This is a genomic window from Chryseobacterium sp. SIMBA_028, assembly GCF_046535285.1.
GTDB lineage: Bacteria > Bacteroidota > Bacteroidia > Flavobacteriales > Weeksellaceae > Chryseobacterium.
The window spans coordinates 117,266-139,149 of record NZ_JAWRWZ010000002.1; the positions used below are offsets into that span (position 1 = coordinate 117,266).

Consider the following 21,884-nt stretch of genomic DNA (forward strand, 5'->3'; position numbering starts at 1 on the left):
AGCAGTAACCAAATGGTTGCTGCTTTTTTTTAATATTTTTTTAAGGTTGTATTTAAATTATTATTAATTTGGCAAATACAATAACCCCCTTAAAAAAATTAAATATGAAGAAAATCTTACTCTTGTGCTTACTTGCCGTAAGCATGATTCTGAGTGCTCAAATCACATTGGGTGAGGGTAGTACAACCGTCGGAAATGCTCCGGTCAATACCTATTATGGGTATTCCTATACCCAACAAATTTTCACAAAGCAGGAAATTAATGCAAATGCCGCAGGAAATATTACAGGTCTTAAATTTTACCTGGATCCTGCTGGTACTATAGACAATTCATCCGATTGGGTTGTTTATCTTGGTCATACCACAAAGACTAACTTTACATCTGGTAGCAGCTGGGTTCCTGTTGCAGAGATGACAGAAGTTTTTTCTGGAACTGTTTCAAGTTCAAACGGAGTCGTAGAAATTACTTTCGCTACACCATTTGCGTATAATAATACTCAGAACCTAGTGCTTGCAATAGACGAGAATATGTCTGATTATGATGATGAGGAAGTATTTCATGTTTATAATACAGTGCAGGATAGAGCTATTGCCTATTCAAGTGACTTTGAGGATCCGGATCCCTCCAATCCTCCAGTTGGGACATCTTTAGGATACAGATCAGTTGTAAGTTTTATGGGACTTACTCCAAGCACATTACCAGTGTGTGCTTCAGTAATGTATCCTGCAAATAATGCAGTCTTAGTACCATTGTCTCCTGCTATTACTTGGTATGCGTCACAAGGGGCTACAAGTTACAAAGTTTCTCTAGGAACAACTCCGGGAGGAACAGATATCGTGAATCAGCAAGCGGTAACTACAACCAGCTTCACGCCGGCAGCTCCTCTTTCCCTTAATACTACTTATTACCTTAGAGTGAGTTCAGTTGGGACAGGTGGTGAGTCATCAGGTTGTACTGATGTAAAGTTTAAAACGATACCTCCACCTCCGGCCAATGATGATTGTGCAGCTGCTGTAAACCTTACAGTAAATCCAGACATGAACTGTGGAAGTGTTACTGCTGGAACAACGGTTTCGGCAACGGATTCCGGATTGAGTCCAGATCCTTGTTCTGGTACTCCAGATGACGATGTATGGTATAAATTTACAGCTACTGCGTCAAATCATGTGATTTCACTTAAGAATATTGTTGCTGCGGGAACGACCCCAAGTACAGATACGTACTTCCAGGTTTTCAGTGGTGATTGTGCTGTCTTGAACAGTGTTTTATGTTCAGATGCAGAAGTATCTACTGCAACCGGACTTACTGTAGGAGGAATTTATTATATAAGAGTTTATAGCTATGGTGACGGAGGAAGTGCTCAAAGCTTCAATATATGTGTAGGAACATTGCCTCCACCTCCGGCTAATGATGATTGTGCTGCAGCAATTAACCTAACGGTAAACCCTGATATGAATTGTGGTGCTGTTACCGCTGGGACAACCCTTTCAGCAACAGATTCTGGCTTGGACCCAGATCCTTGTTTTGGTAATCCTGATGATGATGTATGGTATAAATTTACAGCAACTGCATCATCTCATGTTATTTCACTTAGAAATATTGTTGGGGTAGGAACAGGAAGTACAAGTACAGATACCTATTTCCAGGTTTTCAGCGGAAGCTGTGGAGGTTTGACAAGCATTTTATGTTCAGATCCTGATTCATCAATTGCTTCTGGCCTTAACGCAGGTGAAACTTATTATGTAAGAGTTTATAGTTATGGAGGAGCGGGAAGAGCTCAAAGTTTCAACATCTGTGTAGGAACATTACCACCGCCGCCAACAAATGATGATTGTGCAAGTGCTGTTACTCTGACAGTAAATCCAAATATGAATTGTGGAGCAGTTACTGCTGGTCATACACTTGGAGCAACAGATTCAGGTATGGCTCCGGATCCTTGTAGTGGTACTCCTGATGATGATGTATGGTTTAAATTTACGGCAACTTCAGGTAGTCATACCATTACATTAAGTGATGTTGTTTCTCTTGGTACAAGCCAGACTACAGATAGTTATTTCCAGGTTTTCAGTGGAAGTTGTGATGCCTTAGTAAGTGTTCTATGTTCAGATCCTCTATCAGGTGTTGCTTCTGGTCTTACGGTAGGAAGTACTTATTATGTAAGAGTTTTCACGTACGGTGGAACAGAAACGGCCATTGGCTTTAAGATATGTGTAGGAACCTTGCCTCCTCCTCCAGCAAATGATGCTTGTGCTGGTGCATTGGTAGCAACTGTGTTCCCTTATAGCTATACTCAGGCCGATGCGGCTGGAGCTACTAATAACGGTGGATTCATTACTACTTGCTCAAATAATCCAATGAATGATGGTACTTGGTTTACTTTCACAGGAGATGGTACGGCTCACGAAATTGCGGTGTCAATGCCTGCAGGAAGTAGCTTCGATCCTCAAATTGGAGTTTTCAGCGGAAGCTGTGATAATTTAACTTGTGTAGCTACTGCTGATAACGGTGGTGGGGGTACTGCTGAAACAGTATCAGTGGCAACGGTTGCAGGAACTGTGTACTATGTGAATGTAGGACATTATTCTGATGATGAAGATAAACTGGAAGAGACCTTTACGATTACTATCAATAAAGAAAATCTAGGAACTTCAGAAACAGCTAAAGCTAAGAATGATATTAAGGTATATCCAAACCCGTTTGCAGAAGTATTGAATATTTCAAAAGCAGATGAGGTAAAATCTATTTCTGTTCTGGAAATTTCAGGCAGATTGGTGAAAACTATTGAAAGCCCTTCTTCTGTTCTTCATTTAGGAGACTTAAAACAAGGGATGTATTTAGTAGTTCTGAATATGAAAGATGGAACTAAGCAGACGGTTAAAGCAATTAAGAAATAATTGAAAAATTATTGAAATAAAGAAGCGGATCATTTGATCCGCTTTTTTTTGCGGAAAAATATTGAGAATAATTTGATTTAAGGAACTGATAAGATTCTTAGAGCTAAAAAAGAAGAGTGGAAATTTCCGCTCTTCTTTTTATTTAAAACAGATTATAATCTGTAATTTATTTGTTGTTATTCATTACTTGTCAGGTACTGGCTGTATATCTCCCGTATTCATAAGATCAAAAATAGTTGGGAAGAACATAACGAGAATGAAATAAATGATAATCATCAGCGCAATGAGTGCGAAAAGAATAATCACTAAACTATTGGGTCTATTTTTCTTTTTTGGTTCCATGATTTTGTGGTATTTGGTGAATAGATTAAACTGATATTCAATATCAAGCTAATTTCTTGCCACACTGCTTACAATATCTTGCATCATCATCAATATCTTCATTGCCACAGCGGTCACAGATCATTTCCAGGTTTTGTCTTTTATTTCGCATTTCTGCTGTTACAATTCCCGTAGGAACAGCAATAATGGAGTAACCTGCAAGCATCAGAATGACTGCAAAAAACTTTCCCATCGGAGTAATAGGAGATACATCTCCATATCCTACGGTAGTTACTGTTACTACCGCCCAATAAATAGACTGAGGGATGGTTTCAAAACCTTGGCGGCCACCCTCCACCATAAACATCAGTGAACCTACAATAACCGAAAATATGATCAGAAACAGAAGAAATATATAAATCTTTCTTGAACTGTTTTTTAATGCCCTTACAATCAAATAGCCATCGTTCATGAAATCCAGTAAATTGAAAATCCTGAAGATTCTCAGCATTCTCAGCATTCTGAAGATCAGGAAATATTTGGTGATCGGGAAGAAAAAGCTAAGGAAGAAAGGAACCAACGCAAGAAAATCAATAATACCAAAGAAACTGAAGATATAGTTACGTTTATTTTTGATTACTGCAATCCGCATGGTGTACTCGGCAGTGAAAAAAATGGAAATAACCCATTCAAGAACCAGAAAAGTATAATGAAATCTTTTATCCAGCTGAGGTACACTTTCCATCATAATAATGGCAGTACTTGCAAGGATTAAGGATAATAATATAATATCAAAGAGTTTTCCGAGCCTCGTATCGGAGCGATAAATTATTCGGTAAAGGAATCTTTTCCAAAGTTTGTCTTCAGGAACAAGGTTGTGTTCTCTTTCCATGTACATTCAGTTATTTCACAGCGAAGTTAATAATTTTCATGAAGTATAGGCTATATATATGATTGTTAAAAGAAAGTTTAAAATGTTAACGGTTTTTCTTTCATTTAAAAGTGAATTATTACAGTTTAATATAATGGTTTACAGTGACTTGTGTATTTTAAATTACGAAAAACATATGACATATAAAAATTTATTTTTTAACATATTGTTAACTATAGTTTGTAATTTTATTCAACAAAACGTAAGATCATGAGAAAATTTTTAACTTTGTTCATTCCACTTTGTGTAGGTACTCTTATGTTTGCACAGGTGGGTATTAATACATCGAATCCCAATGAAGCAACAGTGCTTGATGTTGTCTCCAATCAGAAAGGTATTCTTATTCCCCGACTTACAGATACGGACAGAAATACTTACTTAGCTGATAATGATGCTTTAACAGTGCCTCCTGCAGGTGTTGTAAATGCTAATCTTACTGCAGGAACTCTTATTTTTAATACGACAACGAATAATTTCCAGTATTGGGATGGTACCCTCTGGAGACAGCTTTTTGTTCCCACATCTTCTCAGGCTGGTAATGATGGTGTCGTTAAAGTGAATTCTGGAAACGCAAATGTAAAACCCTCTCTTAATTTAAATGCTTCAGGAAATGGTTATGGAGCAAGACAACAGGTGACGTATACAACACCATTGGTCTTTGCTGCCAGTCCTACCACAAGCTGGCCGGAAACTACAGTTCCCTTTCCGGGGGTCACAGCTAATATTTATATTGCAGCAACAGGTAAATGGAGAGAAAATGAAATCTATGGTCAGGTACATCTTTGGAGGCTTATTGCTAATATAACTCCGGGATCCAATTCTTCCGGATCTGTAAAAGCAACTTTCAAAAATCCTGATTCCGGTTTTGAAATTAATTCTATTCAATTGGTCCCAAGTGGCTCAAGTGGAGTAGGTAACCTTCTAACCTTTTATTTCTACACCATTGCAGATCCTGCCAGCCTGGATCCGGGTAGAGGATATCAGCTTTTCATGGAGTCAGATATATCCTGTGGGGTAGTGGTGGATTCCTTTACAAGGGTATCCCTCTTCAAAGACTAAAAATAATATTTAAAAACACAAATTTAAGTCGGTCCGAAAAGTCCGGCTTTTTTATGGGCAGATAAATTTTTTTCGGAATCCTAGGGAAATTAATATCTTCGCTGTAACTGTAAAAATATAGACGAATGAAGTTAAGAACTGTAATTTCAAAAATAGAAGAAGAAATAAGCATCAGACAGGCAGAGGATTTTGATAACGTAGGGTTGCTGTGCGGGGTTCCGGATCGTGATGTTTCCGGAATTCTGGTTTGTCATGATGCCTTGGAAAATGTAGTAGAAGAAGCAATTGAAAAAAACTGTAATCTTATTGTATGCTTTCATCCTATTATATTTTCAGGCTTAAAGTCCTTAACAGGAAAAAATTATGTAGAAAGAGCCGTTTTAAAGGCTATTGAAAATAAAATTGCTATTTATGCCATTCATACCGCATTTGATAATGATTTCTTTGGGGTAAATCATGGAATATGCAGCCAATTGGGATTAAAGAACATGAAAATTCTTCAGCCAAAGGAAAAGAACCTAAAACAACTGACGGTCTTCGTTCCAAAGGAGCATTCTGATAAAGTAAGGGAAGCCATGTTTGCTGCTGGAGCCGGAAACATAGGATTTTATGATGAATGCAGCTTTACAATCAATGGAAACGGGACATTTAGGCCAATAGAAGGCTCAAACCCTTTTTCCGGACAGCAAAATATACGTGAGAAAGCTGATGAAGATATGATTTCTGTGATTTTTGAAAACTATAAGGAAGGCCAGATCATCGGAGCAATGAAAAATGCCCATCCATATGAGGAAGTAGCCCATCAGGTATATAGCCTGGATAACAAAAATCATCATACCGGACTGGGAATGTATGGTGAGCTGGAAGAAGAGATGAATGAAAAGGATTTCTTAAGATTTGTAAAGGAAAAGTTCAGTCTTGAAGTCATAAAACATTCTTCTTTCAACAACAAAAAAATTAAAAGAGTAGGGGTTCTGGGAGGTTCTGGAGCCAGCGGAATCCGATCTGCAGTTTCCAAGAAATGTGATGCTTACCTTACCGGAGATATCAAATACCACGACTATTTCTTGGCAGAGTCCAAAATGTTGATTTGTGATATAGGACATTATGAATCAGAACAATTTGTAACTCAACAATTATTTGAAATTTTATCACAAAAATTTAGTACATTTGCAATTTCAAAATCTATTGAAAAAACAAACCCAGTAAATTATTTCATTTAAATATGGCAAAAACCAACGATATTTCAGTTGAAGAAAAATTAAGAGCTTTATACGATTTACAGATCATTGATTCAAGATTGGATGAAATCCGAAATACTAGAGGAGAATTGCCAATTGAAGTTGAAGATCTTGAAATCGAGATTGAAGGTCTTGAAAAAAGAGCTGAAAAATTTCATGCAGACATTAAAGATCAGGACGATCAGATCAAAACAAAGCATGAAGTTATTAACCATGCAAAAACTTTAATTGAGAAGTATAAATCTCAACAGGATAATGTAAGAAACAATAAAGAGTTTGAAGCATTAGGGAAAGAAATTGAATTCCAGGATTTGGAAATTCAACTTGCTGAAAAGAGAATTAAGGAATTCGGAGTTAAAATTGCTCACAAAAACGAAACTTTAAGTGAACTAACTTCAAAGATCGACGATTTAAAAAATCACTTGAAATTCAAAAAAGAAGAATTAGATGGTTTGATCTCTGAAACTCAGAAAGAAGAAGAATACTTAATAGAGCAATCTAAAGAATTCGCTGGTAAAATTGACGAAAGATTATTGGCTTCTTACAACAGAATCAGAACAAGCTCTATCAACGGTCTTGCTGTAGTAGGATTAGAAAGAGGAGCTCCAAAAGGATCATTCTTTACTATTCCTCCACAAAAGCAAATGGAAATCGCTCAGAGAAAGAAAATCATTATTGATGAGCATTCTGGAAAAATCCTTGTTGACGATGAGTTGGTAATGGAAGAAAACGACAAAATGAAATCAGTAATTAAATTCTAATTATTAGATTTTACATAATACAAAAGCTGTTTCAGAAATGAAGCAGCTTTTTTTATTTCAATAATTAAAGTCTTTTGAGGAATCTGAGCTTTCACCAAAATCTGTGAAAATCGATACTTTCAATAGCATTGGGTTTTACCAAAATCATAAAAAGACCGCTTCAATTATGAAGCGGTCTTTTTATTTTATTCCTGATGATCATACATCTTATTGTACAGAGCAATAAACTTTTCTTTTACTGCTTTTCTTTTAAGTTTCAGTGTTGGCGTCAGAAGTCCGGATTCAATGCTCCAGATTTCAGGAGTCAATTCAATCTTTTTGATTTTCTCCCAGTTTCCAAGGTGCTCATTGATTCCCTCCATTTCTTTTTCAATTCTTTGCTTCAGCTCGTTGCTTTTAGCAATTTCTTCCGGTGTGGAGCCTATGTTGAGATTATTTCTCATGGCCCAGTTCTTTGCAAATTCAAAGTCAGGCTGCACCAATGCACATGGCATTTTTTCACCATCACCTACAACCATGATTTGTTCAATGAATTTTGAAGCTTTAGCAAGGTTCTCAATGGTTTGGGGAGCAATATATTTACCACCGGATGTTTTGAACATTTCTTTTTTACGGTCTGTGATCTGTAAAAACCCCTCACTATCAATATGGCCAATATCGCCAGTCTTGAAAAATCCATCTTCAGTAAAAGCTTCTCTGGTCATTTCATCGTTTTGGAAATAACCTTTAAATACAGATGGCCCTTTTACGGTAATCTCACCATCTTCCTGAATCTTTACTTTTAGATTGTCCAATGGTATACCTACGGTTCCTACTTTCATTTTGCTGAAACTGTTTACAGAAATTACAGGAGACGTCTCTGTTAGGCCATATCCCTCCAAAATGGGAATCCCTGCATTCTGAAACATGAGGTTCAGTCTTGTAGACAATGCTGCAGATCCGGAAACCAGAGTAACAATTTCACCCCCCAGACCTTCTCTCCATTTGGAAAAAACCAGTTTATCAGCAATCATTTCCTGAATTCCTGACGGTTTGGAAATGACTTTCTTTTTGGAAATAAGATTTAAAGCCCAGAAAAAAATCTTTGACTTTAATCCACCTGCAGAAGATCCTGTATTATAGATTTTATCATATACCTTTTCGATCAATCTAGGTACCACAGTCATATAGTGGGGCTTCACTTCTTTTACATTTTCACCCATTTTTTCAATGCTCTCTGCGAAGTAAAGAGAAAAACCGTTGTATTGATACAGATAAAAAAGCATTCTTTCAAAAATGTGACAGATAGGAAGGAAACTCAAGGCTCTTGTTTCTTTATAGTCAAGGCTTTTTTTCTTAGGAATTCTTGGGATGGATCCTAATACATTGGATACGATATTATTATGGGTAAGCATCACCCCTTTAGGTCTTCCTGTAGTGCCGGAAGTATAAATAATAGTTGCGAGATCTTCAGTATTGATGGCGTTGGAAAGATCCTCAACCTCTATTTGTGTGGATTCATCTTCACCCAAATCCAAAATTTCTTTCCAATTGGCAGCTCCACTTATATTATCAAAAGTAAAAATTCCCTGTAAACTCGGGATATTGTGCTTTACCTTCATTACCTTATTAAGAAGTTCCTTGTCAGAAACAAAACAATACTGTATTTCTGCATTGTTGAAGATAAATTCGTAATCCTCTGAGGAAATACTTGGGTAAACCGGTACTGAAACAACACCGATCTGTGAAAGTCCAAAATCCATAATAGCCCATTCCGTTCGGGAATTGGTGGTTATCAAAGCGATCTTATCACCAGGTTTTATACCTAGCTTCAATAATCCTCTGGATATCTTATTTCCCTCATTGATAAACTCCTGCGTAGAAGTTTTTTTCCATTCACCATGATACTTCGTAACAAACATATCCATTTTAGGATATTTTTCTAAAGCATAGTGCGGAATATCGAATAATCTTTTGATCGTCATGATTTTTTAAATAATTTATAAAGAAATTTAAATATAAGCATTTTTTTTAATTGTAGGCCTCTCAATTTAATAATTGAAATTTAGTTAAATGCTTACCATAATATTTTTTATCAAAAAGGAGGCCGTAAGTATGATAGAGACTGCTTTGCTGTTGAATTACTCCACTAATGCCGCTTTTTAAAAATGCATAGTTTTTATTTTATTTCCTTTTGAGATTTTGATGGTTTTCCATTTTTCACTACCTGAATCCAAAAGCTCTCCCAGTCGTCTTTATTCCAGCCTTTTTCACCATTCCAATTTATTTTTTCAGATTTGCTTAAAAAGTGTAAATTTACGGCTATCTAATTATTTTTTTTATGGACTTTAATTTATCGGAAGAACAGCTGATGATTCAGCAGGCAGCAAGAGATTTTGCACAAAACGAATTATTACCTGAAGTTATTGAAAGAGACCGTGACCAGAAGTTCCCTGTAGAGCAGGTGAAGAAAATGGGTGAAATGGGGCTTTTAGGAATGATGGTTGACCCAAAATACGGAGGAGCAGGTATGGACAGCGTTTCCTACGTGCTGGCAATGGAGGAGATTGCAAAAATAGATGCATCTGCAGCTGTTGTAATGTCTGTAAATAATTCATTGGTTTGTGCCGGTCTTGAAAAGTTTGCTTCTGAAGAACAAAAAGTAAAATATCTTACTCCTTTGGCAAGTGGAAAAGTAATCGGAGCATTTGCTTTATCTGAGCCGGAAGCTGGTTCTGATGCCACTTCTCAGAAAACAACTGCTGAAGACAAAGGAGATTACTATCTATTAAACGGAATCAAAAACTGGATTACAAACGGAGGAACTGCTTCTTACTATATCGTAATTGCACAAACAGATCCTGAGAAAAAACATAAGGGCATCAATGCTTTCATCGTAGAAAGAGGATGGGAAGGTTTTGAAATCGGACCAAAAGAAGATAAACTGGGAATCAGAGGAAGTGATACACACTCTTTGATCTTCAACAATGTAAAAGTTCCAAAGGAAAACAGAATTGGTGAGGATGGATTCGGATTCAACTTTGCTATGGCTGTATTGAATGGTGGAAGAATCGGTATTGCTTCTCAAGCTTTAGGTATCGCTTCAGGAGCTTATGAAATGGCTTTGAAATATGCTAAAACAAGAAAAGCATTCAAAACGGAGATCATCAACCATCAGGCAATTGCATTCAAATTAGCAGATATGGCTACTCAGATTACTGCAGCAAGAATGCTATGCTTCAAGGCAGCATGTGAAAAAGATGCAGGAAAAGATATCTCTGAAAGCGGAGCAATGGCAAAATTATACTCTTCTCAAGTAGCAATGGATACTACTATTGAAGCTGTACAGATCCACGGTGGATATGGATATGTGAAAGAATACCACGTAGAAAGACTAATGAGAGATGCAAAAATCACTCAGATCTACGAAGGAACTTCTGAAATTCAGAAAATCGTGATCTCCAGAAGTATCGCAAAATAATTTTAATAAAACACACTACCTATGAAAAAATCTTTGTGGATCACCCTAGGCGTCGTACTGCTATTGTTAGGAGTATTTGTATGGTATAAGTACTTCTTCGTTTTCGGAGAAGGAGTAAAATCCGGATATCTGAATTATGCCATGAAAAAAGGCTATGTATTCAAGACCTATGAAGGTAAACTGATTCAGGAAGGTTTCGGAAAAGGAAAAGCAGGAGGTATTACAAGCTATGAGTTTGAGTTTTCTGTAGATGATCCTGAAGTTTTCAAGCAATTGGAAACCAACAGTGGTAAAACCTTTGACCTCCATTACAAGGAATACAATGGTGCTCTTCCGTGGAGAGGAAACACAAAGTTTGTTGTAGATAAAGTAGTGAATATGAAATAATTTAAAAGGCTTCCGATTGGGAGGCCTTTTTTCTTTTCAGAAGCTTTTTTTCGCTTAAAAAATAAATAAACCATGTTTACCCGGCCTTAGCTAAAACTTAAAATATCAATCTATCCTCATACGTATTTAAAATAAAAAATCCATCCCTGAGGATGGACTTTAAAATCTATTGAGAATCTTTATTAGGAGTGTTTTTGTTTTTCTTTTTATAAAAATAGTATCCAATACCACCAATTAGGAATACAGGCCACAATGGAAGAAGAAACAGGAAAATGGAAGTAATGACATCCCAGCCTGACTCTATCGCTGCCAATGATTTTCCACCGAAAGTTGTAGGTTCTTTTTCAGCCTCCGTTTTATCCGTAATGTTTATATTAATGCTGCAGATGGTATTGTCAGCATAATTACGCCCTGAAACCTGAATATCTTTAGTCTCAATATCTCCTATATTGGTGTTGAGAGCCTCCATTAAGCCATCAAAATGCTGGATAGGAACTTTGATATCTATACTGTATATTTTTTGGTTTTCTTCACGATGATTGGCTGATTCTGAATAGGAAAGATTTTCACTTTTAATATAACCGTTGTTTTTAATGGCTTCTTCTCGGATAATTTCCTTTACAGTTTCTGCATTATCTGCCTTTATAACGAGATATCCTGTTTTTACCATTTTATCTTTTGGTATATTCAGTTCATAGCTATCATTTTTAGGCTTGTCTTTATAAATAATCTTCGTTTCCTTGATGACCTTTGGAGCAGGAACGTTCACCACGATCTTTTCAGATTTCTTTGCAGAAGAATCCTTTTTCTCAATTTTTGATTCCAGTTTTGTAGAAGCAATTTTATCTGATAAAGAATCTACCATCTTGGAAGTATTTTCTATTTTCTGCTGAATGTCGTTTTTAGTGTTTTCAATATCTTTTATTCTTATGCTTGCAGAGTCCAGAGCTTGGCTGGCTGTTGTATTGGCATTATCAATGGCTTCTGTAGCAACAGTGGCAGCGCTGTCTATACTCTGTACAGCTTCCCCAATCTTAGATGATGAAATCTCACCTTTTTTACCACACATAATGAATGTACCTGATACAACTGCTAGTAAAATGAATTTTTTCATAACATTAATTTTTTGATGAAGTAAAATTAGTCATGAAGCTTTCGAAGTCCTTGTAAATGGAATGTATTGTATTCGTAAAATTATAATTATTAGATTTTCAATATGTTGTATTTGTTTTACAAAAGATTTACAAAGAGTTTTTCTGCGTTTGAAACATGAAATTGCTTGAAAATTTTATCTTTTCTCCAAATATTAAATTGGAAATCTAAAAATTCCCCTCATTCGGAGGGGTGGTGAAAATTCAAAGAATTTTTGACGGGGTGGTTTTTAGAAAGTATATCATAAAAAAATCCGCAGAAGTTATCTGCGGATCTATATTTTTGGTGATTTTACTCTCTTACTTAGTGATCTCGGAACTCACTGATGAAATGTAGCTTTACATTCGGGAATTTCTCCTGTGTCATATGAATAGTGAATGATGAGTCTGCCAAAAATACCAACTGGTCGTATTTATCTCTGGCAAGGAATCTCTGTTTTAATCTTGCAAATTCCTTAAACTCTTCAGATTTTTCATCTGCTTCTACCCAGCATGCCTTATGCATGGATAATGGTTCATAGGTACATTTTGCCCCATACTCGTGCTCCAGACGGTATTGGATAACTTCGTACTGAAGTGCACCCACAGTTCCGATGATTTTTCTGTTGTTCATTTCCAGGGTAAATAGCTGTGCAACTCCCTCATCCATCAACTGATCAATACCTTTTGCCAATTGCTTAGCCTTAAGCGGATCATTATTGTTGATATAACGGAAATGTTCAGGAGAGAAGCTTGGAATACCCTTGAAGCTTAGCTTTTCACCACCTGTTAAGGTATCACCAATTCTGAAACTTCCCGTATCATGAAGACCCACAATATCACCAGGGAAACTTTCCTCTACCACCTCTTTTTTATCAGCAAAGAATGCATTGGGTGAAGAAAACTTCATTTTTTTGCCCTCTCTTACCAATAGATAGTTTTCATTTCTTTTGAATGTTCCGGAAACAATCTTTACGAATGCAAGTCTGTCTCTGTGCTTAGGGTCCATGTTAGCGTGGATCTTAAAAACAAATCCTGTGAAATTATTTTCTTCCGGCTTTACCATACGAAGATCACTCTCTTTAGGCTGTGGCATTGGAGCAATTTCGATGAATGCATTCAATAATTCACGTACCCCAAAGTTGTTTAAGGCAGAACCAAAGAAAACCGGTTGTAGATCACCGTTCATGTAATCCTCACGGCTGAATTCAGGATATACAGATTGGATAAGTTCTAACTCCTCTCTCAATGTTTGAGCCGCTTTTGGTCCTATTGCCTCATCAATGGATGGGTCGTTAATATCATCAAAAGTAATAGATTCACCTACCTTTTGCTTTCTCTCTTCAAGGAATAACTGGATATTGTTTTCCCAGATATTATAAATTCCCTGGAAGTCACTACCCATACCAATTGGAAGGGAAAGCGGAACAACTCTTAATCCCAATTTCTGTTCTACTTCATCCAACAAATCGAATGCATCCTTACCCTCACGGTCAAGTTTATTGATGAATACCAGCATCGGAATGTTTCTCATTCTACAAACCTTAACCAATTTTTCAGTTTGTTCCTCAACCCCTTTTGCAACGTCAATTACAACAATTACAGAATCTACGGCAGTTAATGTTCTATAGGTATCCTCAGCAAAATCCTTGTGACCAGGAGTATCAAGGATATTAATTTTATGGTCTTTATATTCAAAAGCCAATACGGAAGTGGCTACAGAGATCCCTCTCTGTCTTTCAATTTCCATAAAGTCGGAGGTAGCTCCTTTTTTTATTTTATTGGACTTTACCGCACCTGCTTCCTGAATGGCACCCCCGAAAAGTAATAGTTTTTCCGTAAGAGTAGTTTTTCCAGCATCCGGGTGCGAAATGATCCCGAAGGTCTTTCTTTTTTGTATTTCTTTGATTAAGTCTGACATATCGTATTTTGAAGTCGCAAAAATCGTGATTTTTTATGAGGGTTTCAAATAATTTGATAAATAAATTATTGAGGGATGATGAGCGGGTAGTTTGTAGGTTTTACTATGAAAGGATTTAAGAGTTTTAGAGTGGAAGAATGGATATGTTTAAGGGGATCGGAGCATGAGTGTAAATCTACCGAGAAAGCCAGGCTGCCCGGATTTTAATAATAAATAAAATTTCTGTTATTAAATATCTGATGTCGAAAATCTAACCTCTACACCAGAAAATTAATAACAAGTACAATGGAATACAATAAGCCAAAGATAAGGGCAAGTAAAATAATCATTATAAAAAATTCAAATTCTGCCGATTTTTGCACCGGATGTGTTTTTTCAGAAAGATTGTACTCTTCTAGTGTGTGTTGTCCTATTTTTAGATCCGGTCTGAAATTTTGAATACCCTGTAAAAAGTGCCTGTATAGTTCATATTTATTTTTAAAAATGTAAAAACCATGATTGAAATCAATCGCAGTTTCCTGTATCTGTCCAGTTTCATTTTTCTTAAAAATCTTTATTGATTTCGTGAAGGAAGGCTGTGTATTTGTTACACTTCTTACATCGGGAAGAAAAGAATCGTCAGAGCTGAAGAGTTCTGTGTATAAAGTCTGGGTAATGATCTCATTACCGTAATTGTAGATACAAAGTCCTTTTTCATTGATGACCACCCTTTGAAATTCTTTTTGTCTGATGTTAATCATATAAGGAATCAAAAAGATAGAGATGATAATGCATACGATTTCTGTAATAAAAATAATGAAAAATCGATCCAGATGATATAAGTAGTAATCATTGAAACTATGACTGAAAAGTTCATAAAAAAGCAACAGAATCAAAGCTGCTATTACAGTAGTCACCAACCATGCTGCACACAAGACAATATAAGTTATAGGCCAGTTAACCTCAGATTCTATCATTTGAAATTTTTTCTCCATTCACATGATCTTTAGATAAATGCTATATCCCAGGGCAGAGTTATGATTCAACAGATTAAGCTGCTGTTGTTGCCAGATAAAATGGTAAAACAAAAATTAAAAACGGTAAATAAGTGTTCATTTTGTGGTTTTATGCAATTAAGGCGAAAATAAGTATTTTCCTTTTTAGTTGTCTGTAGCATTCAAAAAAATTATCTTTGTTTTTATAAATTTTTACAGAGAAAAAGAATGGAAAATAGCAGGTATCCGAAGTTTACTTTCACATGGCTGGGTGGTGTTACCTTAGTAGTTGGATTGTTTGTGGGAACAATGGCTGTTTCTCTATTCAGTACCTTTTGGAAAGTGGCTTTCAAGGAAAATTTAGAACTTAAGGACTGGTTTCTTATGGTGGCAAATTCTGTAGGTTTCCTTACGGCTATTGCCTTTTTTGATTTTTTTATTGTAAGACGTACCACCCAAAAGAAGCTTAGCTTTAATTTGTCTTCTGTTAATTTCTCTACCTATCTTCTCATCTTTCCAATGATGGCGGGGATGATGTTTATTTCAGAATTTATTGCAGCTCAGATCCCAACAACAGGACTTTTCTTTGGCGATTTTTATGAATATTTTACCCAATTAATGAGTCAATTGACCGATAATCAGGTAGTTATGATTATCATGACCGTGATTATGGCTCCTGTTTTTGAGGAAATTATATTCCGGGGGATCATCCAAAAAGGATTGATTAATAAAGGAGTAGAACCATGGAAAGCAATTTTGTACGCTTCCATCATTTTTGGGGTGGTTCATGGGAATCCGTGGCAGTTTATCAGTGCAGTGATGCTGGGCTGTGTGCTGGGATTGGTATATCATAAAACAAAGTCTTTACTGATGCCGATATTGTTGCATGCGTTTAATAATTTAACCCTGTCGCTACTGGTGCTTTACGGTAAAGATGAAAGTTTTGCAAAGGTTCTTAATGTTTCAGAATGGCTTATTCTAGCTGTAGGAATTGTACTTTTTTCTTTATTCTATTATCTTTTTATGAAAAAGTATAAAGTACATTATACTGAAATGTAATGAACCGGGTTAAAAAAGTAAAATTGAAAATGAATATAGAGATGGAATTATTGGTAGCAACACATAACGAACATAAAAAAGAAGAAATTCAGCAGATTCTTGGGAATGAATGTACGGTTAAAAGCCTTACAGATTATAATATTCACGAAGAAATTGTAGAAGATGGAGATTCTTTTCATGCCAATGCATTAATTAAAGCAAAGTATTGTTTTGAAAAGACGGGAGTTCCCAGTTTAGGTGATGACAGCGGTCTGGTAGTAGAATCTTTGGATGGAAGACCTGGGATATTCTCTGCCCGTTATGCAGGAGATCATGATTTTGCAAAGAATATTGAAAAAGTATTGGAAGAGCTGCAGGGAATAGAAAACCGAAAGGCTTACTTCGTTACTGTTTTATGCTATTATGATGAAAACGGGGCTCAATACTTTGAAGGAAGAGTTCATGGGAATTTATTGACTGAAAATAAAGGGTTCAAAGGATTTGGTTATGACCCTATCTTTGTTCCTGAAGGACACGAAAGAACCTTTGCAGAAATGGATCCTGAAGATAAAAATAAAATCAGCCACCGTAAGCAGGCACTAGACTTGTTTATGGATTTTTTAAAAGTGACTGATTAAAATATAACAAGCTAATAGAAGAACCATTTCTCTTTTCCAGTGGAATGGTTCACTATGCTTTTCCTTTTAAATTTGACGGTAAAATATACGTTTTCAATTTTCTGTCGTACATTTGTTTCAATAAACTATTGATTTGAGTACTTATTTAACAATATTAGGTTTTAACTCGGCGATTCCGACTATTAATACTTCACCAACGGCCCAGTTGCTGGAAATGGAAGAAAGACTCTTCCTGATCGATTGTGGTGAGGGAACACAGGTACAGCTGAGGAAAGCAAAAGCCAGATTTTCAAAAATCAACCATATTTTTATTTCTCATCTTCATGGAGATCATTGCTTTGGTCTTCCCGGTCTTATTGCTTCTTTCCGTCTTTTGGGAAGAGATAATCCATTGCATGTCTATGGACCCAAAGGGATTAAGAAGATGATGGAAACTATTTTTCAGATTACAGAAACCCACCGTGGTTTTGAGGTGGTTTATCATGAACTGGATAAGGACTATTCTGAGAAAATTTATGAAGATAATAGAGTAGAGGTATATACTATTCCTTTAGATCACAGAATTTACTGTAACGGTTATCTTTTTAAAGAGAAACCCAAAGACAGGCATCTTAATATGCAGGAAATTGCTAAATACAGTGAAATTGAAACCTGTGATTATCATAATATAAAAGCAGGAAAAGATTTTGTATTAAGTGATGGCTATGTCCTTAAAAATGAAGTTTTAACTGTTGAGCCGGCTCCACCAGTGTCCTATGCGTTCTGTAGTGATACCCGATATCTTGAATCTGTAATTCCGATTATTAAAAATGTAACGGTTTTATACCACGAATCTACCTTTTTGCATGATTTGAAAGAAATGGCAGATTATACGGGACATACTACAGCGTTGGAAGCTGCTACCATTGCTCAAAAAGCCCAGGTAGGAAAACTGATTCTGGGGCATTTTTCCAACAGGTATGCCGATTTGACAGTGTTTACAGATGAAGCCAGAAATGTTTTTCCCAATTCATTCTTACCAAAGGCCTTGGAAAGTGTAAAAATTTAAATGAATATGCTGAATTTTGAAGAACTCAGAAGTTTTCTGGATGAAAAAGCAGATCAGTATAACACTCCCGATTTTATTGAAAATGATCCGATACAGATTCCGCATCGTTTTTCATTAAAACAGGATATTGAGATTGCTGGTTTTCTGGCCGCAACAATTTCCTGGGGAAATAGGAAGTCGATTATAAATTCTGCCAATAAAATGCTAGATATTATGGGGAACTCTCCCTATGATTTCGTGCTGAACCACTCCGAAAAAGAGTTGGAAAGCATTCAGGATAAAAGTATTCACAGAACATTTAACGGGCAGGATTTTTCCTATTTTATTAAGCAATTTAATAGAATCTATAAGGAAAATGAAAGTCTGGAGGATTTATTCAAAGTAAAAGATTCTGAAATAAATTTTTTGTATGCTATAGAAAGATTCAGAAATAGTTTTTTGGAACCGGAAAAGCACAGAAGTCACAAGCATATCAGTTCACCGCACAAAAATTCATCAGCTAAAAGAATTATTATGTTTTTGAGATGGATGGTAAGAAAAGATAAGCGAGGTGTAGACTTTGGAATCTGGAAAGATATAGATCAGAAATACCTGTCTATTCCTCTGGATGTACATACCGGAAATATTTCAAGAAAACTGGGTTTGGTTTCAAGAACACAGAATGACTGGAAAACGGTGGAAGAACTGGATGGAGCAATTAGAAAATTTGATGAAAAAGATCCGGCAAAATATGATTATGCATTGTTTGGATTGGGAGTCACCAAGGAACTCTTGTAAAAAATGAAATGATGAAAAAATATAATGAAAAAACAGAAGTTCTAGAGAAGATAGCAGACCGTGTTACCTCATGGATTGGATCCATTCAATCCCTGATTGTGCATACTTTGCTTTTTCTTACATCGTTTTTGCTTCCGATGATGAATCTGGTAGAATTTGATCAGATGCTGCTGATTCTTACTACAGTTCTCTCTCTGGAGGCTATTTATCTGGCAATCTTTATTCAGATGTCTGTCAATAAAAGCCACGAAAAAATTGAAGACATTCAGGAAGATATTGAGGAAATTAGTGAAGATATAGAAGATATTCAGGAGGACATTGAGGAGATTAGCGAAGATATTGAGGAGATTAATGAAGATATAGAGGATATTCAGGAAGACATTGAAGAGATCAGTGAGGATATCGAAGAGATTAATGATGAAGAGGAAGAAGAGGATCACATTGAAAGAGCAAAAAATGTAATTCTAAAAAGTAATGTAAGTTCCAATAAAAACGAAATAAAAGCTTTGAAAGATATTATTATTCAACTCCAAAGTGAAATTCAACAATTAAAAAAGGATGAAGAATAGGTGTTGAAATATGATATCTAAGAAAATAACTAACCAGATCAGTCTTTATTGATCTGGTTTTTTTATGATTGAAATTCAATGTTTATTTACGTAAACTGTAATGATAATAGGTATTTGTTGTGATTTTTGTATTAAATATTAATATTGGAAGCTGAAGTAATGATTTGTTGTCAATATTTTTGCTACATTTGAACAAATGAATTTAAAATGTTGAATTATAGATTAAAAAATTACTTTTTTATTTTAACGTTTTTATTGGCTTCTGTCTCTGTTTTTTCTCAAGCTACCTCTGAACGAAAAAAGATAAGACACAGGCCATCTTCCGAAAGTTTGAGGGCAGGAAACTTTATAGATGTAAACGATCCTAATTATGCAGCCTCAGTGTATTCTCCTGAACAGTTGGTAAAAGATATTTTGATTAATGGCGGATCCACTTGTACGACCGCTAATGTAACCAATGTTACAGTGAGCCCTGACCATGCCGTTGATAATGAGACTAGATTTTGGGGATACTTCAATAAAGGAACGGCAACTTTTCCGTTTACAGATGGAATTGTTCTAACAACAGGACATGCAAGAGATGCAGGGAATGGTTTTATAGGATTATTAAGCAAGACCATAGGTACCGGAAGTGATCCTGATCTTGTAACAGCAACCAATCCTATTGTTGAGTTGAAAGATGCCGTAGCCCTTGAGTTCGACTTTGTCCCTAATTCTACACAGGTAAAATTCAATTATATCTTTGCTTCAGAAGAATATGATTCAGATTTTCCTTGTTCAGGCGGATTTTCAGATGCTTTTGCGCTTTTGCTAAAAAAGGTGGGAGACCCAACTTATACCAATCTTGCAGTATTGCCAGGTGGAGCAGGCCCGGTAAGTGCAACTAATATTGTGCCTGCAGGTAACGGCTTTAGCTGTGGTCCTATCAATGAGGTTTACTTCGGAGGGATGAATACCCCACATGTAGGTATTAATTATTATGGAAAAACAGTTCCGTTAACTGCGGTTGCAGATGTAATCCCCGGGCAAACCTATCATTTTAAAATGGTACTGGCGGATGCAAAGGATAATGGTCATGATTCTGCGGTCTTTCTTGAAGGAGGATCCTTTGATATAGGTATTAAAATAGTAGATGAAACCGGAACAAATTTACCGGGAACCATCAATATGTGTGATAATACACCAAAGACATTAAAGGCCCAACTGGCTATAATTCCGGGAATGACTTTTCAGTGGTATAAAGATGGAGTCTTAATTCCCGGTGCTACCAATGCTGCTTATATTGCTAACCAGCCTGGGGTGTATACTATAAAAGTAATGATTCCGGGAAATCAGTGCCCGGGAGAAGCTACTATTAAGATTATTGGAGGTACAAGCCCTACCGTACAAAATGCGGTACTTAAGCTTTGTACCACTCCTACGCTTAGTACTTTTGATTTATTGGCTGCCCAGTCTATGATTAGTACAACACCGGGCTCTATCTTCCGTTTTTATCTTAATCAGGCAGATGCGTTGGCTCAAAACAACAGTTATATCCCCAATCTTACAAACTATAATGGAACAGATGGTCAGATATTATATGTTCTTGTTTCCAATGGGGCATTTTGCAGTAAAATTGCAACCCTTACCTTAAGAAAAGAAGAAACTCCTGTCGCAAAATTAAATGCCGCAAAATTAAAGATTTGTGTAGGAGAGTCAGTCCTGTTAACAGCATCTGGCGGAGTAACTTATGATTGGAGTGATAATCCAACTACAGGAGGTACCAGAACGGTAAGCCCAATTAAAACAACTACCTATACGGTGTATGCTGTTGGAGCGCAAGGTTGTAAATCATTGCAACCCGCGCAGGTTACCATTGAAGTGGTGCCAGCTATTGTTTCAATATTAAAAGGTGGACATATCTGTCAGGGAGATAGGATTTTATTAGATGCCGGTTCAGGACCGGGATATACCTATGAATGGAGTACAGGGCAAACCAGCCAGACCATTACCGTAGATAAACCTGGAGAATATAAAGTGACAATAAGCAACGGAGTGTGTTCCAAGGAATTCAAGACAGACGTGATTAAGGCCGTTATTCCTGAGATCATCAATGTTGATTATAATGATAAGGGAACCATTATCCTTACAGCAAGTAATCCAAGCAATGGTGTACTGGAGTATTCAATAGATAACGGCATTACTTGGCAGGCTTCCAATGTATTTACGAATGTTCCTAAGAATAAGGTAATCACTATACGGGTAAGAGTTAAGCACACCAGCTGTGAAGGCTATTTGGAGTTCTTTACCTTTGTTATGAAAAATGTAATTACTCCGAACGGGGATAATATTAATGATATTATAGATTTCAGAGGAGTGAGCGGGTATAAGGATTTCAGTGGTAAGGTTTTCGACCGATATGGAAAAGAGGTATTCAAAGCCGAGAAAATCAGGCCTTATTGGGATGGCTATTTCCAAGGAAAACGACTGCCAACAGCATCTTATTGGTATCAAATTACTTATGAAGATCCTGCCAGTAAGCTCCTTACCGTAAAAACCGGATGGATATTGCTCAAGAATATAGAATAATTTTAAACGATAATTAAAAGACTGGCTGTTTTGTCAGTCTTTTTTTATTGTTTTTAAATAAATAGAGTTGATATTCTATCATAAATAAATTTGAATTAGTAATAATGTAAATTGTGTTAAACTGAATTTCAATCAAAAAAAATAGTATTTTTGTTTAAAATAATATA

17 protein-coding genes are annotated in these 21,884 nt (G+C 36.1%); 12 read left to right on the forward strand and 5 right to left on the reverse strand.

What is annotated here, in order from left to right; genetic code table 11:
* Positions 1-104: 104 nt before the first annotated feature.
* On the forward strand, positions 105-2,894 hold the full coding sequence (locus SCA31_RS02755) for a T9SS type A sorting domain-containing protein (protein WP_410695322.1): 2,790 nt from the start codon (positions 105-107) through the stop codon (positions 2,892-2,894).
* Positions 2,895-3,279: 385 nt separating this feature from the next.
* Here SCA31_RS02755 and SCA31_RS02760 read toward each other — a convergent pair whose 3' ends face one another.
* Complete coding sequence (locus tag SCA31_RS02760; RefSeq protein ID WP_410695323.1) at positions 3,280-4,107, reverse strand: ion transporter; 828 nt, start codon at positions 4,105-4,107, stop codon at positions 3,280-3,282.
* A gap of 249 nt (positions 4,108-4,356) precedes the next feature.
* Between SCA31_RS02760 and SCA31_RS02765 the strand changes: the two genes are divergently transcribed.
* The 3 genes from SCA31_RS02765 to SCA31_RS02775 all read left to right on the forward strand — a co-directional run bounded on the left by SCA31_RS02765 (position 4,357) and on the right by SCA31_RS02775 (position 7,207).
* The gene (locus SCA31_RS02765; RefSeq protein ID WP_410695325.1) at positions 4,357-5,205 is read left to right on the forward strand and encodes a hypothetical protein; all 849 of its coding nucleotides are present in this window, start codon (positions 4,357-4,359) and stop codon (positions 5,203-5,205) included.
* 125 nt (positions 5,206-5,330) lie between these two features.
* On the forward strand, positions 5,331-6,428 hold the full coding sequence (locus SCA31_RS02770; protein ID WP_410695326.1) for a Nif3-like dinuclear metal center hexameric protein: 1,098 nt from the start codon (positions 5,331-5,333) through the stop codon (positions 6,426-6,428).
* A gap of 2 nt (positions 6,429-6,430) precedes the next feature.
* Positions 6,431-7,207 carry a zinc ribbon domain-containing protein gene (locus SCA31_RS02775; RefSeq protein ID WP_109620131.1) on the forward strand — a complete coding sequence of 259 codons (777 nt, stop codon included), beginning with the start codon at positions 6,431-6,433 and terminating at the stop codon, positions 7,205-7,207.
* Between the two features lie 185 nt (positions 7,208-7,392).
* On the opposite strand, the gene SCA31_RS02780 is transcribed toward SCA31_RS02775, so the two are convergent.
* On the reverse strand, positions 7,393-9,171 hold the full coding sequence (locus tag SCA31_RS02780; protein ID WP_410695327.1) for an AMP-dependent synthetase/ligase: 1,779 nt from the start codon (positions 9,169-9,171) through the stop codon (positions 7,393-7,395).
* A gap of 356 nt (positions 9,172-9,527) precedes the next feature.
* On the opposite strand from SCA31_RS02780, the gene SCA31_RS02785 reads away from it, so the two are divergent.
* Positions 9,528-10,667 carry an acyl-CoA dehydrogenase gene (locus tag SCA31_RS02785; protein ID WP_076353842.1) on the forward strand — a complete coding sequence of 380 codons (1,140 nt, stop codon included), beginning with the start codon at positions 9,528-9,530 and terminating at the stop codon, positions 10,665-10,667.
* A gap of 21 nt (positions 10,668-10,688) precedes the next feature.
* On the forward strand, positions 10,689-11,054 hold the full coding sequence (locus SCA31_RS02790) for a hypothetical protein (RefSeq protein WP_047485689.1): 366 nt from the start codon (positions 10,689-10,691) through the stop codon (positions 11,052-11,054).
* Positions 11,055-11,220: 166 nt separating this feature from the next.
* Here the strand turns inward: SCA31_RS02790 and SCA31_RS02795 are convergent, their stop codons facing one another.
* From SCA31_RS02795 to SCA31_RS02805, 3 genes are all read right to left on the reverse strand, one after another.
* Positions 11,221-12,168, reverse strand: a complete 948-nt coding sequence (locus SCA31_RS02795) for a DUF4349 domain-containing protein (protein ID WP_410695328.1) — start codon at positions 12,166-12,168, stop codon at positions 11,221-11,223.
* A 341-nt stretch (positions 12,169-12,509) separates the two neighbouring features.
* A complete protein-coding gene (locus SCA31_RS02800) occupies positions 12,510-14,105 on the reverse strand; it encodes a peptide chain release factor 3 (protein WP_410695330.1) in 1,596 nt (531 codons plus the stop codon).
* A gap of 257 nt (positions 14,106-14,362) precedes the next feature.
* A complete protein-coding gene (locus SCA31_RS02805) occupies positions 14,363-15,079 on the reverse strand; it encodes a hypothetical protein (RefSeq protein WP_410695332.1) in 717 nt (238 codons plus the stop codon).
* A 228-nt stretch (positions 15,080-15,307) separates the two neighbouring features.
* On the opposite strand from SCA31_RS02805, the gene SCA31_RS02810 reads away from it, so the two are divergent.
* The 6 genes from SCA31_RS02810 to SCA31_RS02835 all read left to right on the forward strand — a co-directional run bounded on the left by SCA31_RS02810 (position 15,308) and on the right by SCA31_RS02835 (position 21,717).
* The gene (locus SCA31_RS02810) at positions 15,308-16,138 is read left to right on the forward strand and encodes a CPBP family intramembrane glutamic endopeptidase (protein ID WP_410695334.1); all 831 of its coding nucleotides are present in this window, start codon (positions 15,308-15,310) and stop codon (positions 16,136-16,138) included.
* 29 nt (positions 16,139-16,167) lie between these two features.
* Entirely contained in the window at positions 16,168-16,755 is a 588-nt protein-coding gene (gene rdgB / locus SCA31_RS02815) for an RdgB/HAM1 family non-canonical purine NTP pyrophosphatase (RefSeq protein WP_410695335.1), read from the forward strand.
* Positions 16,756-16,888: 133 nt separating this feature from the next.
* Entirely contained in the window at positions 16,889-17,803 is a 915-nt protein-coding gene (locus SCA31_RS02820) for a ribonuclease Z (RefSeq protein WP_410695337.1), read from the forward strand.
* A gap of 6 nt (positions 17,804-17,809) precedes the next feature.
* Positions 17,810-18,580: a TIGR02757 family protein gene (locus SCA31_RS02825; protein WP_410695339.1), complete on the forward strand. Its 771-nt coding sequence runs from the start codon at positions 17,810-17,812 to the stop codon at positions 18,578-18,580.
* Positions 18,581-18,591: 11 nt separating this feature from the next.
* Complete coding sequence (locus SCA31_RS02830; RefSeq protein ID WP_410695341.1) at positions 18,592-19,149, forward strand: hypothetical protein; 558 nt, start codon at positions 18,592-18,594, stop codon at positions 19,147-19,149.
* A gap of 207 nt (positions 19,150-19,356) precedes the next feature.
* Positions 19,357-21,717, forward strand: a complete 2,361-nt coding sequence (locus tag SCA31_RS02835) for a choice-of-anchor L domain-containing protein (RefSeq protein WP_410695343.1) — start codon at positions 19,357-19,359, stop codon at positions 21,715-21,717.
* The last annotated feature ends 167 nt before the right edge of the window (positions 21,718-21,884 follow it).

Excerpts from the sequence above, each read along its gene's own strand:
- SCA31_RS02810 (WP_410695334.1), top strand. The coding sequence starts at position 15,308 with ATGGAAAATAGCAGGTATCCGAAGTTTACTTTCACATGGCTGGGTGGT.
- SCA31_RS02765 (WP_410695325.1), top strand. The coding sequence starts at position 4,357 with ATGAGAAAATTTTTAACTTTGTTCATTCCACTTTGTGTAGGTACTCTT.
- SCA31_RS02805 (WP_410695332.1), bottom strand. The coding sequence starts at position 15,079 with ATGGAGAAAAAATTTCAAATGATAGAATCTGAGGTTAACTGGCCTATA.
- SCA31_RS02785 (WP_076353842.1), top strand. The coding sequence starts at position 9,528 with ATGGACTTTAATTTATCGGAAGAACAGCTGATGATTCAGCAGGCAGCA.
- SCA31_RS02835 (WP_410695343.1), top strand. The coding sequence starts at position 19,357 with ATGTTGAATTATAGATTAAAAAATTACTTTTTTATTTTAACGTTTTTA.
- SCA31_RS02775 (WP_109620131.1), top strand. The coding sequence starts at position 6,431 with ATGGCAAAAACCAACGATATTTCAGTTGAAGAAAAATTAAGAGCTTTA.
- SCA31_RS02795 (WP_410695328.1), bottom strand. The coding sequence starts at position 12,168 with ATGAAAAAATTCATTTTACTAGCAGTTGTATCAGGTACATTCATTATG.
- SCA31_RS02825 (WP_410695339.1), top strand. The coding sequence starts at position 17,810 with ATGCTGAATTTTGAAGAACTCAGAAGTTTTCTGGATGAAAAAGCAGAT.
- SCA31_RS02760 (WP_410695323.1), bottom strand. The coding sequence starts at position 4,107 with ATGGAAAGAGAACACAACCTTGTTCCTGAAGACAAACTTTGGAAAAGA.
- SCA31_RS02830 (WP_410695341.1), top strand. The coding sequence starts at position 18,592 with ATGAAAAAATATAATGAAAAAACAGAAGTTCTAGAGAAGATAGCAGAC.
- rdgB (WP_410695335.1), top strand. The coding sequence starts at position 16,168 with ATGAATATAGAGATGGAATTATTGGTAGCAACACATAACGAACATAAA.
- SCA31_RS02755 (WP_410695322.1), top strand. The coding sequence starts at position 105 with ATGAAGAAAATCTTACTCTTGTGCTTACTTGCCGTAAGCATGATTCTG.
- SCA31_RS02770 (WP_410695326.1), top strand. The coding sequence starts at position 5,331 with ATGAAGTTAAGAACTGTAATTTCAAAAATAGAAGAAGAAATAAGCATC.
- SCA31_RS02780 (WP_410695327.1), bottom strand. The coding sequence starts at position 9,171 with ATGACGATCAAAAGATTATTCGATATTCCGCACTATGCTTTAGAAAAA.
- SCA31_RS02790 (WP_047485689.1), top strand. The coding sequence starts at position 10,689 with ATGAAAAAATCTTTGTGGATCACCCTAGGCGTCGTACTGCTATTGTTA.
- SCA31_RS02800 (WP_410695330.1), bottom strand. The coding sequence starts at position 14,105 with ATGTCAGACTTAATCAAAGAAATACAAAAAAGAAAGACCTTCGGGATC.